At 43.5% G+C, this 15,095-nt stretch carries 12 protein-coding genes; 8 read left to right on the top strand and 4 right to left on the bottom strand.

Features of this window, described 5'->3' with window-relative positions; translation table 11 throughout:
• The first annotated feature begins 92 nt into the window (after positions 1-92).
• Positions 93-1,070, top strand: a complete 978-nt coding sequence (locus tag V7201_RS18155) for an aldo/keto reductase (RefSeq protein WP_335378165.1) — start codon at positions 93-95, stop codon at positions 1,068-1,070.
• Between the two features lie 59 nt (positions 1,071-1,129).
• On the opposite strand, the gene V7201_RS18150 is transcribed toward V7201_RS18155, so the two are convergent.
• Positions 1,130-1,990 carry a TVP38/TMEM64 family protein gene (locus tag V7201_RS18150; RefSeq protein WP_335378164.1) on the bottom strand — a complete coding sequence of 287 codons (861 nt, stop codon included), beginning with the start codon at positions 1,988-1,990 and terminating at the stop codon, positions 1,130-1,132.
• Between the two features lie 275 nt (positions 1,991-2,265).
• Here V7201_RS18150 and V7201_RS18145 point away from each other — a divergent pair, with 275 nt between their 5' ends.
• Positions 2,266-3,066, top strand: a complete 801-nt coding sequence (locus V7201_RS18145) for an SGNH/GDSL hydrolase family protein (protein ID WP_335378163.1) — start codon at positions 2,266-2,268, stop codon at positions 3,064-3,066.
• A 281-nt stretch (positions 3,067-3,347) separates the two neighbouring features.
• On the opposite strand, the gene V7201_RS18140 is transcribed toward V7201_RS18145, so the two are convergent.
• Positions 3,348-4,568: a DUF438 domain-containing protein gene (locus tag V7201_RS18140; RefSeq protein WP_335378162.1), complete on the bottom strand. Its 1,221-nt coding sequence runs from the start codon at positions 4,566-4,568 to the stop codon at positions 3,348-3,350.
• 314 nt (positions 4,569-4,882) lie between these two features.
• Here V7201_RS18140 and V7201_RS18135 point away from each other — a divergent pair, with 314 nt between their 5' ends.
• Both V7201_RS18135 and V7201_RS18130 read left to right on the top strand, forming a co-directional pair.
• The gene (locus tag V7201_RS18135; RefSeq protein ID WP_335378161.1) at positions 4,883-5,905 is read left to right on the top strand and encodes a GNAT family N-acetyltransferase; all 1,023 of its coding nucleotides are present in this window, start codon (positions 4,883-4,885) and stop codon (positions 5,903-5,905) included.
• Between the two features lie 85 nt (positions 5,906-5,990).
• Positions 5,991-6,884, top strand: a complete 894-nt coding sequence (locus V7201_RS18130; protein WP_335378160.1) for a GNAT family N-acetyltransferase — start codon at positions 5,991-5,993, stop codon at positions 6,882-6,884.
• Between the two features lie 75 nt (positions 6,885-6,959).
• Here V7201_RS18130 and V7201_RS18125 read toward each other — a convergent pair whose 3' ends face one another.
• Positions 6,960-7,967, bottom strand: coding sequence for a serine hydrolase domain-containing protein (locus tag V7201_RS18125; protein WP_335378159.1), 1,008 nt, complete (start codon positions 7,965-7,967; stop codon positions 6,960-6,962).
• A 354-nt stretch (positions 7,968-8,321) separates the two neighbouring features.
• On the opposite strand from V7201_RS18125, the gene V7201_RS18120 reads away from it, so the two are divergent.
• The 3 genes from V7201_RS18120 to V7201_RS18110 all read left to right on the top strand — a co-directional run bounded on the left by V7201_RS18120 (position 8,322) and on the right by V7201_RS18110 (position 11,677).
• Positions 8,322-9,308 carry a Gfo/Idh/MocA family protein gene (locus tag V7201_RS18120; protein WP_335378158.1) on the top strand — a complete coding sequence of 329 codons (987 nt, stop codon included), beginning with the start codon at positions 8,322-8,324 and terminating at the stop codon, positions 9,306-9,308.
• Positions 9,309-9,579: 271 nt separating this feature from the next.
• A complete protein-coding gene (locus V7201_RS18115) occupies positions 9,580-11,250 on the top strand; it encodes a hypothetical protein (protein ID WP_335378157.1) in 1,671 nt (556 codons plus the stop codon).
• Between the two features lie 118 nt (positions 11,251-11,368).
• Positions 11,369-11,677, top strand: a complete 309-nt coding sequence (locus V7201_RS18110; RefSeq protein WP_335378156.1) for a hypothetical protein — start codon at positions 11,369-11,371, stop codon at positions 11,675-11,677.
• A 161-nt stretch (positions 11,678-11,838) separates the two neighbouring features.
• On the opposite strand, the gene V7201_RS18105 is transcribed toward V7201_RS18110, so the two are convergent.
• A complete protein-coding gene (locus tag V7201_RS18105; RefSeq protein WP_335378155.1) occupies positions 11,839-12,681 on the bottom strand; it encodes an MBL fold metallo-hydrolase in 843 nt (280 codons plus the stop codon).
• A gap of 242 nt (positions 12,682-12,923) precedes the next feature.
• Between V7201_RS18105 and V7201_RS18100 the strand changes: the two genes are divergently transcribed.
• Complete coding sequence (locus V7201_RS18100) at positions 12,924-14,972, top strand: DUF5643 domain-containing protein (RefSeq protein WP_335378154.1); 2,049 nt, start codon at positions 12,924-12,926, stop codon at positions 14,970-14,972.
• Positions 14,973-15,095: the final 123 nt, after the last annotated feature.

Genomic DNA, 15,095 nt, shown 5'->3' with positions numbered 1-15,095 from the left:
GAAACGTCCCCGTGCTTCTAGAAGCATCCCTGTGATTCTAATATGGTAGAATGGCTTAAAGGATTTTGAGTTTACTTCAGGAGGAATCTAAATTGAGAAAGCTGCCTATTAATCAAAATCGATTGAATGCTTCGGAGCTTGTTTTTGGCTGCATGGGGCTGGGGGGAAGCTGGGATGCTCAGCCAATTGAGCCGGCACATGTGAAGCAGGCGCATGAAGCGGTGGAGGCTGCGCTAGCTTCGGGGATCAATATGTTTGATCATGCTGATATTTATACAAGGGGTAAGGCGGAGAAGGTGTTTGGACAGGTTTTAAAAGAAAAGCCGGGACTTCGTGATGAAATCATCATTCAGTCGAAGTGCGGCATTCGTTTCGCTGATCAGGAGGCTGGACTGCCGGGAAGGTATGATTTTTCAAAATCGTACATTCTCGATAGTGTGGATGGAATTCTTTCAAGACTTGGAATTGAGCACCTAGATATCCTATTGTTGCACCGTCCCGATCCTCTGATGGAGCCAAGCGAGGTTGGAGAAGCAATCCATCAGCTTAAGGCTTCCGGCAAGGTGCGTTCGTTTGGTGTTTCTAATATGAGTGCAGGACAAATGCGATTGCTTCAGAAGCATATGGATGAAAAGATCAGCGTCAACCAACTGGAAATGAGCCTGCATAAAATCGGCTGGCTCGAAACTGGTGTACATGTGAATCAGGAAGCGGCACGCCAAAACACCTTCCCGGAAGGAACGCTGGAGTATTGCCAGATGGAGAATATCCAGATTCAATCGTGGGGCTCTCTTGCAAAAGGGCTCTATTCCGGGAAAAACATTGAAAACGAAAGCGAAAGTGTCAAAAACACGGCGGCATTGGTACAAAAGCTGGCCGAAGAGAAACAAACCACCACGGAAGCCATCGTTCTTGCCTGGCTGATGAGGCACCCTGCAGGCATTCAGCCTGTCATTGGCACAGTAAACCCTGACCGGATCAAGGCCAGCGCTGATGCAGTTAATGTCACGCTGACCCGTGAAGAATGGTATACATTGTATGTGAGCTCACGTGGTGTTAATCTGCCTTAAATCTTTGATGTGAAAATGGGGACGGTTTGCAGCGTCCCCATCCCCCTGTTTTCCTTTAATCACATTCCACGTTGTTTGCTTAAAAGCTTCTTCGTAATAACGGTAACCCCAAAGAGAATTAGAACAATAGCTGAGAATCCCATCATCAATTGCGGTGTTGTTAACGAAAGCCCCTCAGCCAACCCAACTGAGTATGCCAGCAGCGTTGCAGTCAAGAATTTTGAGATCGAGGCAATGAGCAAGAACCTTTTTGGGGATAACTGCCCAATGCCTGCTCCTACACAAATGATTTCGTCTGGGAGAATAGGGATGATGAAGAGCAGAAACATAATCAGGGTTTCATTTTTAGCGACATAATGTTGGTATTTTTCCAGCTGCTCTTCCTTGATGAACTTGGATATGAGTTTCCTTCCGCCATATCTGGCCGCAAAAAACATCGCTGAAATCCCAAGAAGTGTTCCTGGAAAAGCAATGGCTGCTGCAACAGTTGGCCCGAATACCGCGCTCGCACCTGGGATGGTGACAGCTTCCGGGATCGGAAGGAGGATTGGCTGCGCAAAACTTATGAAAAAGAAAATATATTTGGCGGCCTGCAGATGTTCTTTTAACAAACCTTCAAACCCATACGCATCGGTAAAAACCATTACCTTTGTAACATAAAAGATTGCCAATACCAGCAGTAAAACTGCACCAAGATAAAATAGGATAAGCCTATTAAATTTCAAAAAGTGGTTCCGCTTCGTTATGACGAAAAATCCATCTACTGCTAAAACTATGAGCAAAGCGCTTAAATAAATCACTTTAAAAAGTGGCAGTACTGTAGGTAGTTGAAAAAATACAAGATAGATAGACACAATGCTTATAAATAGATGCAGAATCCATTCCTGCGCTTCATTTATTTTTTCTCTATGAGTGACCAAGTCAATTCTCCTTTATGATTTTTGCTTGTGTTTACATTATAGGGAAGGCGTAGGTTGGAATCGTCACGCTTAGGTTTGAAATTGCGGTAGGGCCTGGGGCTGATGGAGCGTAAGGTGGAAAGTTACTGACGGGAAAGGCTGGCAGCCTGAATTGGAGAAGAGGACCGTCGCTTTGACTAAAACAATTTTAAAAAGTAAAGGATTAACCCCGGTTTTGTTGAATATGTCTTTGACTAAACTAAAAGCGAATCAATCTCTGAAAGGATCGTGAAAAATTGAGATTAAGATACATGTTCGGAAGTGTCATCATCATCCCTTTCTTGCCATTTTTATATCTTCAAGGGAAAAGAGTCCGGGCCCGTACACCCCGGCTGCCAGAAGCAGAAGGAAATACGGGGAGTGTGAGGCTGGAAGGAGATAGGGAGTTTCGCATCATTTTCCTGGGAGAGAGTTCGATAGCCGGTGTGGGGGTTAATCATCATGTTGACGGGTTTGCAGGTGCTTTTGCAAAAGAATTAGCAGCAAAAATGAATACGACGGTTCACTGGGAAGTGTATGCAAAAAGCGGCTATACGCTAAAAAAGGTGAATGAAAATATCGTCCCGGAGATTCCGGATCAGATGGTGGACCTGGTAGTGGTAGGCCTAGGTGCAAATGATGCCTTCGCTCTGAATAATCCATGGTCCTGGCAAAAGCAATCGGAAAAGCTGGTTTCAGATTTGAGGTCTAAATTTGAGGATGTGCCCATTGTGTTTGGCAATATGCCGCCTATAAAAGACTTTCCTGCATTTCCATTGTTAATGAGAGTCTTCATCGGCAATTTGGTTGATATATTGGGAAATGAGCTGCTGGCTACCGCATCAAAATTTGAGGGAGTCCATTACAGTAATGCGAAAATGAGGGTAAAGGATTGGAAGGTAAAATTTAATGTGGAGGCTGGAGCTTTTTTTAGCGATGGGGTCCATCCCTCAAAGCTCACATATGGGTTGTGGGCGAGTGAGTTATCTGCATTTGTTTGGGGGATAGAGGCACTGAGGGAAAAGCTGTGGAACAGTGACATTCCAGGTGTCCGATGAAATACGAGAAGCACGGGGACGTATCCTGTGCTTCTTTTTTATCTATTGGGAGCAGGAGAAACGTCCCCGTGCTTAGCACATTCAGGAGTGTATAAGTTTGACATTAAAAGTCTAGCTTTTGTCCAAAAATCACGAAGAACGTTTAGTCGTGACAGCCATCCAGCAATAAATACGGGCAGCTGCTCAGATGAACAGCTGGCTATTTTATTTCGAGCACGGGGACGTACCCAGTGCTTCTTTGACTGTATGGAAGCAGTAGAAACGTCCCCTCCTGTTTCTCCTCAGGACAAGATCCGTTTTTCTCCTTCAATGGCCTGGATTGGGTCGATGTTTTGGGTAAATTCGAGTGTACCCATATATTCCCCGTCTTCATCTCGAATAGCGAAATATCGGATGTACACGTATTTGTTCCCGAACTTGATCCAGAAATCTTCCGTATCCTTTTTGCCTGATTTGAAGTCTGACAGCAACACTTCAACTACATGGACGCTGCGTGGCGGGTGGCAGTTTTGGACGGTGCGGCCAATGACTGCTTTTGTCCGCGCGAAGATTCTCTCTTTTCCATGGGAGAAATAGCGGACGACATCATCCTGGTCAATAAAGGTGAGATCGACAGGCAGGTGATTCATGAGCAGCTCGAGCTGCTTCAAGGAAAGGATGCCCGTCTCCATTTTGATATAACCCTCAGAAATGGCGTTTGCGTCAATCGCTTTACGGGCAGGCTTCCATTCCTGTACAGGTTCTATCAGACAATAGCCGATCTCGTCACTTTCACGGGCGATTTTTACCCATTCATCTTCCGTAAAGTTTTGTATGGCCATCGGGAAGAGGATGTTTTCTTCTCTGTAAATCATCTCACTTACTTCTCTGAGGACAAACTGGATCTCTTGGGTCACTCCATTTTTGTCCCCAGCATACTTGGCAAGCTTCTGCTTTGCCAGCTTGATTCCGTCCCGAATGAAATCATCGATCCGCCACATATTTGTCGTTGGACCATAAATCCCGTACTTTTCCAGATAGGGGAAGATCAAGTGCTCCTTACGGCTGTAGTGCTTATCCAAGTCATAGAGCAGATTGCAATCCTCCAGTAAAAGATTGATATTTTCATCACTGTCTTCCAATAAAAATTGCTCAAGGTGAACCTGAAGCCTGTTTTGTAAAAGCCTTTCGATTTCACGGTTTTCCAGCTCGAATGTATGGACCGGATGTCCAGGCTGGTATTCTGGTCTTTTAACGGAATAATCTTCTTCAATTGCCCCTTTAAAAATGGAGGAGTGGGCGGCATACAGGCGCTTCATTTCATCCACAGAGAGGTCTCCCTCCTCGTGCTGGAGTTGAGATATCTCCTCAATCGTTATTTTTCCAATAAGAGCGTCAAAATGAGCTTTGACCTCGTGTGGATTTTTCCCATCATGCAAATCTTTGAGAAGTTGTTTCAGGATTCCCTTTCTTTTTGTAGAATCTATAGCTTTCAATTCACGATTATTAATCATTTCACTCATAACAATGCTCCTTCCTGAGTATATAAAAAGTTGTAATTGGATTGATAATGCTTCTCAGGATAAAAGTAACACGGTGCAGAAAAATTAGTAGTGATGTAAATCATTTAATTGGTTTTTAAGAAGAATATTTCGAAGCCTGGGAGTAGCTTGGATAAAAGGAGGTGCGAAGTGAAGCACGGGGACGTTTCCTGTGCTTCTTTCTTATGTAATGGAAGCAGAAGAAGCGTCCCCGTGCTCCTAAAAAAGGTATTTTCCCATTTTTTGTAGAAATGGATATCAAATCTATTTTTAAGTTATAGGAATAGGAGGCAAGAATGCATATGTCTTTAAATGAATCTAGTAATCTCCTCAACATAAACCTTCGAGATATGAAGGTTCCGGAAGATTATGAGCAGGTGGCAACTCTCCTTAACCTGATTGAACCGGGAGCTGCAACGGCTCAGTCTCTTGAAGAAGAAGATCGGCATATCCCGGCCGCATCGAATTTGAAGCTGAACGAAGATGGCTTATTGGTTGGTTTTGGGAGGACACGGGTTGTTGCTGAGAATGAAGATGGGCAAATCATTGGTTATGGGGCAGCGTTCCGGGCTCCCTGGGTAGATCCCGGAAGTGTCGGTAGCGTTTTCTGTGTTCACCCTGATTTTCGCGGGGAGGGAGTGGGAGGTCGAATCCTGAACCATATTGAAAATTGGGCGGTTGAGAATCGTGCTTCTATTTTATCGTCGGTCGTAATGGATTGGATTGAAGAATCGCTCCCTTTTGTTGAAAAGCATGGTTTTTCAGTGGACGCTCATGTGTTTGATTTAATATTAGACCTCGCTCAATTTGGTTCTCCCTCATTTGACGAAACAATCCAAGAGGTAAAAGATTCAGGAGTTGAGTTTTTGACATTGGCCGACTTGTCGGGTGAGGATTCTGAAGCGAAATTGTACGAATTATGTGTTGAGACAGCTAAAGATAACCCGGGCCAATACGGCGGCCTGCCTCCTTTTGATCAATGGCGAAAAGAGTTCTTGCCCGAGGATATTTCGCGCAAGGATTGGGTCTTTGTCGCAGTGGACGGAGAGCGGTTCGCAGGCGTGACCCAATTATTCAGCACGGAGGACGAGGGAGTGCTCTATACAAATTACACAGGTGTTCTAAAGGAATATCGAGGCCGGGGAATCGCCAAAGCATTGAAGTTAATCTCTATCGATGCAGCAAGAAAAGTAGGGGCACATACGATGACCACCGATTCCGAAGAACAGAACACCCCCATGCAGCATATTAATAGAAGTCTTGGCTATATACCTGGACAAGGGCATTACCGGATATTAAAGCAATTGAAGCAGGGGTGAGCATGGGGACGTCCCATGTGCTTCTTATTTATGAAATGGAAGCAAGAGAAACGTCCCCATGCTTCTGTTGAAAGGGAGGGAAATAATGAAGGTCGAAGCACTAAAAGCGGAGCAGCTTGAAGATTTTATAGGATACTGTAAAAAACATCGAAAGGAACTGGATGATTCCTTTTTATATGATGAAGACTTGCAAAATTTTAAGATTGATGCGGAAAATGCTACCTATATCTTGACCGACTCTAGAGGGGAAATAAAGGGAGTGGCCTCTCTTATTCTGGATGAATATCATCGAAGAGGAAACAGGGCACGGTTCCGGATTCTTCATGTGGAATCGGAAGACGACCAGTACTATAAAAAGCTTTTCGACGAGGTATTGAAGCATACAAATTCATTGAATCATGTTTTTATTTTTGTCCCCTTGCTCAATCAGAAACTACAGGATGTCATGGAAAAGCTGAAGTTTGGCGTAGAGAGGTATACCTTTCTGTTGGTCAGGGAGGAATTGGAAGTTCGGGATCCGTCTCTTCCAGAAGGCTTTGAGATTAGGAGTTTCAGGCCTGGTGCGGATGAGGATGCCTGGTGCATCGTAAGGAATGCTGCGTTCTCGACGCTGAAGGGAAGTGAAACGGCAATTACGCCTGAAATGGTTGCAAAAATGCCATCAGAGTCTGATTACCTGGACGGCGGAATGATGATTCTTTATGAGGACGAAAAGCCAGTTGGAGTCGTTAGAGGCGCGGACGATGAATATGAAGATTCACCAATTATGAACATTGGCCCCTTGGCCATTTTACCGGAATACCAGGGGAAAGGATTAGGAAGGGCTCTATTAAGAGCGTCAATCAAGTTTTCGAAGGGAAAAGGATACAAAAGATGCGTGCTTTGTGTAAATGCAGACAATGAACAAGCCAAAGCGCTTTACCTGCAGGAAGGCTTCGAGCAGACAGAAGGGGTCGTATGTTATCGGTATGAGTTGTAAGACGGGGACGAAGCACAGGGACGTATCCTGTGCTTCTTTCTTAAGTAATGGAAGCAGGAGAAGCGTCCCCGTGGTTCACTGTTCCTCAATTGCCATCATAATCTCGAAGGCTCCTTTGGATTTGTTAGAGCAGACGACGGCAATGGTTTGGGTGGCGGGATAATAGGCTGAATGGAAGCTGACTCCTGGGTCATAGCCCATGACATGGTATTTCGATACTTGGTCGGCGTCTTTCATGATCCAGATCCCGTATCCGTGATACTCTGTTTCATTGACTTGCGCGTGTGGAGTCAACATCTTGTTCAACGACTCCTTACTTAGTAAAAGCTGGTCAAACAGCGCGTTCCACAGTTTCGCCATGTCTTCTGCGGTGACGTATGCGCCGCCGTCAGCGCCGCCTTTTACCGGCAGTGAGTAGATATTCGTTTTCCATGTCCCGTCAGGAAGGTCGATATAGCCTAATGCTGTATTCGACGGGAGGGTGTCAAAGGAAAAATAACCAGATTGGTTCATGCCCGCTCTCTTAAAAATTTTTTCCTGAACATACTCTGTAAATTCCATCCTGGCGGCTTGCTCGATGATCAGTCCTAATAAAATGTAGCCTGCGTTATTATAGTGGAAGGTTGTCCCAGGTGCGAATTTCATCTGCGCATTCTGGAACATAGGCAAAAAATCCTTTTGGCTTCTGATATGATACATCGGCCGGTTTATCCAAAGTTCCTCAAAATCAACCATGACATCCTCGTCAAAATAGTCAGGAATGCCGGAAGTATGCGTAAGCAAATGGTGGATGGTTATCTCTTCACTGAAACTAGGAAACTCTAGATCAAGGCAATCACTCAATCTCGTATCAAAGGTGAACTTGCCTTCCTCCACAAGCTGGCAAATGGCGATTGCGGTGAAAAGCTTGCAGCCAGAAGCGATTCCGAACCGGGTTTCCGGGTTATTTTTTAATGAATCAGCCCGATTGGCATAGCCAAAGCTGGCACCAACAGTATGACCGGTCCCGTCTAGAATCATCACCACTCCTGAAAAATCAACCTTTGACTGAACCTCTTTAATGACTTCTTCTAAATTTTTCATATGGATTCTCCTAACTGTTTCTACTCCGATGTTAACATGTGGTATGTATGAAATATAGTAAAATATGACAAAAAGGACTAAGCGAGAACCGTTCCCGCGTTCTTTCCTTCTAGCAGAAAATAATCATAGTATAATGGACTTACAAGGAAGCACGGGGACGTTTCTTTTGCTTCTCTTCTCTATTCTTATTGAAAGACAAACACAGGGACGGTTCATGTCCTTGGTAGAACCGTTCCTGTGTACCGGATTGAGTGATTGACTTTGAAAGAGAGCAGCGAAAGAACCAAAGTAGAAATCAATCTAGATGAAGCAAAGGGTACGTCCCTGTGCTTCACCAAAGGAGAGGATTAGACGATGGGCGATAAAGTGATCAAATGGGGAATTTTAGGGACAGGGTTGATAGCAAGTGCTTTTGCGAGAGATTTAGCGTTTGCTGGAAATACGGAAAAGACTGCTGTTGGTTCACGTACTAAAGAGAGTGCTGAAAAATTCGCGGAAGAGCATGGAGTTTCGCGTGCTTATGGAAGCTACGAAGAACTAGTACAGGATCTGGATGTTGATGCAATTTATGTTGCCACGCCACACCCTTTTCATAAGGAAAATGTATTGGCGTGTCTTCGTGCAGGCAAGGCTGTGCTTTGCGAGAAACCTTTTACCATAAATAGCGAAGAACTAGAAGAAATCATTCGGTTTGCCAGAGATAAAAGGCTTTTCTTGATGGAGGCGATGTGGACACGTTTCCTGCCTCCGATTGTTAAAGCTAGAGATTGGATTGACAGCGGAAAAATTGGCGAAGTCCTTTTAGTAAAGGCGGATTTTGGTTACCGTGCACAATGGGATCCCGAGTGGAGATTGCTTAATCCGGCCCTTGGAGGGGGAGCGTTACTTGATATAGGGATCTACCCCGTATCATTTGCATCCATGATTTTTGGAACAAACCCAGAGAAGATTCTGAGCTCTGCTCATATCGGTGAGACAGGTGTTGATGAACAGTTTTCTATTATTATGTCCTATCCTTCAGGAAAGACCGCCACCCTTAATGGCTCCTTTCGAGTTAATTTAACGAACGAGGCTTACATACATGGGACAGAAGGATCTATTCGAATTCCGTCCTTCTTTAGTGCGAAATCAGCAACCCTATATAAGGGCGGTGAGGAAGTAGAGACATTTAAGGATGATAGAAAATCAGCTGGTTATGCGTTTGAAATAGAAGAGGTAGGAAAATGCCTGAATCAGGGGCTTTTAGAAAGTCCCGTGATTCCGTTGGATGAATCATTAGAAATTATGAAATTGATGGATGAAATTCGTGGACAGTGGGGATTGAGATATCCGTTTGAGTGATTTTGAGGGACAGGGGGCAAACGAAGTGACGGTTCCATTGTCTTATCAATAGTTAAAATAGGTAACTTTGAGAGACAGCGGAACGTCCCGCTGTCTCTTTATTTATGGTTCTAATATTATAATCTTAATTTTAATCTAACGAGTCGGGGTCTATTGTCTCGCGGATGGTAAAATATGTAAATTTGTGAAACGGTAGAACCGTCCCTCTGTATCTGAAACTTTCTATCTTCTGCTTCGTATATGTTAGGTACAAATTTAAAAGGGGATTTTTATGGGAAATATGATTCTATTTTCACTTTTAGTTGGACTGGCTTCTGCACTGGTTCTGATTCCTTTTTCAAATGGGGAAAATTACGGCAGGAAAGTAAAGTCTTTATTATTGATTGCTGCGATTGTCCTGCTTACGATTGGGACTTTTGCGTTTTATTACTTATTTAATTTAGATCGGAACTTTTCTTCTTTGTGGCCGTTGGCGATTCTGATCACGCTTGGCGGAACGATTTTTGCAGCTGGAAAGGAGAAGATGATTAAAGGCAGCTTGTTTGTACTAACCTTACTTTTGGGTGGGTACTTTTTAATCGCTTTTCTATTTAACGCGGAGGAAAAATATCAATCCGCGAAAATGACGGAGAAGATGGAGATCTCGACCTTTGATGAAAAAGAAACACCGGCGAGTGTCCCTCCTCAGTTTGCCCGTAATAAAATGAAAAAGGCATTCGGCCAGGTTCCGAATACGAGTTATTATGAGCTGGGGAATTTGCAAATCCAGAAGGTCAATGGGGAGTATGTCTATATCGCTCCTGTTGAATTTTCAGGGTTATTCAAATGGTTGAATGGCAAGTCAACGCCGGGTTATTTTACGGTAAGTGCCACCGATTCATCAGCGAATCCAAAATTCAAGAAATCAGATATGATTTATACACCATCTTCTTTCTTCAATAAAAATCTTGAGCGCCATATCCGAATGCAGTATCCGGAGTCAATTTTTTACGGAGATACTCAGCTTGAGGTCGATGACGAGGGAAAACCTTACTATATCAAAACCTTTGGCGAATTCATCTCTGCCCGCAACGGCTTTAAAGTAAAAGGGGTTGTGGTCGTTGACCCGAATTCGGGAAATACGAAGCAGTATGCTTTAGCGGATGTACCTGAATTTATTGACGGCGCCGTTTCACCGGAAGCAGTCAGTCTGCAAAACAGCTATTACGGCAATTACATTCATGGCTTTTGGAACAGTCTTTTTGGTAAAAAAGATGTGAAATTACCGTCGGATGAAGGAACCGAAGCCCAGGTCAGCCCGATCTTCGATGAAAATGGCGATATGTATTATTTCACCGATTTTACCAGCCCGAAAGAAGGAGTCGACTCCATGCTCGGGTATTCACTGACGAACTCAAGGACAGGGAAAGCGACTTTCTATACTGGCAACCTTGAAGAGTCCTATATGGATTCCGAAGGGGCGTTGCAAATTATTGAAAAGAAATTCATTGAGAAAAAGTGGAGTGGCGAAATGCCGATTCTCTACAACTTCTATGGTGAAGCAAGCTGGTTAACACCTGTTCTTGATTCGAATGGATTTTTACAAAATTACTTTATCGTATCGGCAGCGAACCCAGAAATTTCTGTGTACGGAAACACGCCTAATGAAGCATTGAGAAAGTATAAAACTGCCCTGCAACATGGCGGCGGTACAGTTGATGGCAGTTCGAAAGCAGAGGAAAAGCAGGCAAGCGGAGCAGTGTTGCGCGTTTACAAAGAAAAAACAGGCGATTTCACCATCGTTTCCATCCTGCTAGACAACAAAAAGAACTACATCATCACATCCGAAACCAACCCATTAGCGATTTACCTAAAAGAAGGCGACCAAGTCCAGATCACATACATGGACACCGGCGAAACCTTCCTGCCCGTGAAGGAGTTAGTGATACAAGGATTAGAGTAGCAGGGGGACGTATCTTATGCTTCCGTTTTTAATATACATCTGAATTACAACTCCATTTTAGAAGCGAAAGGAACGTCCCTTTGCTTCTTGGTGAAATAAATTTTTGGTGGAGGGGAAAATGGTGGCAGATATGGCATATGGAGCTCTTTTGGGAAGTTTCTTTGTCATGCTAGGCATATTCATTTGGAGAAAAGGGAGTGTGTCTTTCCTGGCTGGTTATGCGAAGGGGAAGATTCATAATGAAAAGTTAATGGCAAAGCGGATCGGAATTGTCAGTATCTTGTTTGGGCTGGAGACGATTTTATTAATTGCTATAACTCTTTTCATAACAGAGGTAGACGGGCTGATATATGGGATCCTGGCCATATTGCATATACTTGTTATTTTATTGTTGATGATTTTAACTCAAATGAGTGATGCTAAATGAAAAAGGGGAAGCATGGGGACGTATCTTATGCTTCCCTTTTTTCATGTACAGGGAAAGTTCTCATGTTCCGTGATCGCACCGTCCAGCTGTCTCTGCTTCCCTTCCATCTGAATTACAATTTAATTATAGAAGCGAAGGGTACGTCCCCGTGCTTCCGTTATCTACCTTTCGCCATCTACGTATCGGCCGTAGTCAGGAATGGCTATATCATCAAATTCGGCTGCTAGTTTTGTCAGGTTCTCTCGTAATGTTTCTGCAGCCATAGGAATCCCGTGGCCTGTGACGGCGATTTTTGGGTTCAGCGCTTCGAGCTTTTGTACGGAGGCGCGAGCTGATTCCCAATCGGTTGTTAAATAACGAGGCGGGCCGCTTATTTCCTGTTCCTGGGTCAGCACACTATAAAGTGATTCTTGTTTGACCGTGACAAATGCGTCACCAGCAATCAACAGCCCATCTTTTTCCCTATAAAACGAAACATGTCCTGGTGTGTGGCCAGGGGTATGGATCCATCTCCAGCCTGGCATATTTGGAACGGTTCCATCATCAGGAAGTGATTGAATATGAGGGTTCAAGTCGATTCCTTCGTGAGGAAAAGCTGGGGATATTTTAGCAACCAATCCCCCCTCTACACTTGCATCAGGTTTTGGATAGTCTTCCTTGCCCGTTAAAAATGGCATCTCCAATGTATGTGCGTAAACAGGAACTTGCCAGCGCTCTACCAAATCAATAATAGCGCCAACATGATCAAAGTGCCCATGGGTTAAAATAATCGCCTTAGGCTTTGCGTTTTCTCCGAAAAGTTCCTCAGCAGCATCTATGATTTTATCAGCTGACTTTGGCATGCCGGCATCGATTAAGACCCAATCATCAGCAGAAACCTGTACAAAGCAAAGGTTCACAATCTGAACGGTTAAATAGTGTACTCCTTCCGCAACGTTTACAATCATTCCGCTGGTTGTCGATGTCATGGGCATGTACCGTTCTGTGGATGAGCTTTCTTTCAAGGTTATTGCCTCCTTTTCACGAGTAGTCCTTTTGATTTTACCCATGTAAAACCCAAGTATGCGTCAAAGGTTGAGACAGCTGGACTATCCCGCTGTCTGAAGGAAGAAGCGGGCCTAAAACGATAATACCGGAACTGTTTCGTGACTTATTTTTTACAGGAAATTCCAAAAATATCTACCAAAATAGGTAATTAAAGGTAAAATAGAGTTAGGGAAGAGCGTGATAAAAAGGGGGTAACAAATTGATCCCAGCAAAAACGGATTCCATTCCAATAGTAGCTATACGTGAAAAAGGGATAGAATCAGTCGTCGATTGGTTTGATCGGCATAAACAATCCTTTTATACATTAGGCTGGTTTTACCTTCGGAATCAGCAACAAATGGAAGAGCTTTTTTACCGGTCGATTATAAAGGTACATAAGGAATTGCCTCGATATAAAAGTGATACTTCGTTCGAAATGTGGGTTACATCGATATTCATTGATACCTGCAGAGAGCTTTCGGATGATAGCGACCTACAAGCTTCCGGAGGGAATCAGGATTTATTCCAGGCACTTGGCCACCTGGAAAATGCCGAAAAGGAAGCGATGCTCCTTACATATGTAAAAGGGTTATCTCAGGAGGAAGCTGCGCAAATTCTCCGAGTTCCAGTCGTTAAAATGAAAGAGCTTTTGTTCTCAGGGGTTCAGTCTGTTAGAAAACAATTGTACGGATCAGCCTATCATGGCTGCAAACAGTACCAAAAGAATTACATCGATTACCTGGAGAAATCCATGGATCGGCCGGAAAAAATTGAGTTTGAGAAGCATCTTTACCATTGCCAGGATTGTCAAGAGGATTTGGCCACCTTTCAGGATGTCACGGTAAAATTAATGGATTTTACCAAAGGGGCTAACGGTTTTCCTGAGCTGACACCTTTCATGGAGAACGTCAAAAAGAGGCTGACTGAAAAAGAGAAGCACAGGCAACGGAAGAGTAAAAAACGGATAAGATTGGGACTTGTGTTTGCAAGTGTTTTCGCCGTTGTCATCGGGATTGCATTCATTACCGGCGCATTTAATTACGTCTACTATGGATGGACAGAGGAAGACGAGCAGTTGCGCGCCTTTCTGCAGCATGACCTTGGCCAAAGGTTGAACATGGAAGCGGAAAGCGAGGGAGTGAAAATCAAGATTACGGGCGTGGTTGCGGATGATTTTCAGACGCTTGTTTTTTATAAAATTGAGGATACAGAGGAAGACAATCAATATTTTGTGGATTATGGGGATGGCCTCTTTGTGGAGAACGAAAATGACATCATGAGCAGTGAAACATATCCACGGTTTTATCTTCCTGACCTTAAAGCGAAAATGAATAAAAATGAAAAGAATGTGTTTTACGGAAGGGTTGGTTTGCGGCCGATCAAAAAGGACACTGGCACCGTAAAACTTAAAATCTCAAATCTTATGAAATTGGTTCCAGATTCCTCTGAAGCCATTGGATTCAATTACAGGGTCAATGAATATAAAACAGGAGAGTGGAACTTTGAGATTCCAGTAAGCAAACAACCTTCCATTGAATATGCATTGAATGAACAAACAGAAATTGAGGGAATCTCGATTCGATTCGATAAATTGACCGTTGCTCCTACAGCAACAGTCTTGCAATATGGAATTCAAATGGGAAAGCCAGAAAAGAGAATCGACTTTGTCATGTTTGACAATGTGGAAGTGAACAATAAAAAAGTGAAGGCTGACCAGTTTGGCAGTGCTTATTCAAATTTACAGCAAGACATGAATTGGACTACTTCCCAAACACATTTTGACCCACTTTACGGTGAAAGCCCAAAAGAGGTGAAGATTCAATTTAAATCTGCTTATTTTACCATTGAAGACGATAAAAGCATCGAACTGGATGTAACTAAGCCATATCCTCAGACGTTTGAATATGCAGGAAGCACCATCAGTATCGATAAAGTGGAAGCTGGACCGCCCACAAGCATTGTCATTAGCAATCATGAATTTCACAATCGAGCCTATGAATCCCTTCATATCAATATAGTGGATGAAAATGGAAACGAGCCTCTTTCAACTGAAATGGACTCTGAAGGAGTGCTCGTTGATAAAAATGGGGTCGAGTACGATTTGAATATAGACCGTTTTGCATATGAAAAATTAGAGCAGCCACGTTATCTCGTTACCGTTCAAAACATAAGGTTTGACGGCAGCCATGTCACTCCGAAAAAACTTGTTATTTCCGGATATAACACAATGAAATATTTAGACGACGTTGTGAAGATATCTGTAGAGTGAAGCATGGGGACGTACCTTATGCTTCTTTTTTAAGAAGGAGGAAGCATAGGGACGTTTCTCATGCTTCTAGTAAATCTGAGCTTTTTTCCTTAAGAAGAAAATTGAAGAGGATTATTTTTATGG

The sequence above is a fragment of the Bacillus sp. JJ1122 genome, from assembly GCF_036964885.1.
Classification (GTDB): Bacteria; Bacillota; Bacilli; order Bacillales; family Cytobacillaceae; genus Mesobacillus.
This window is presented reverse-complemented; position numbering and strand designations above follow the sequence as displayed.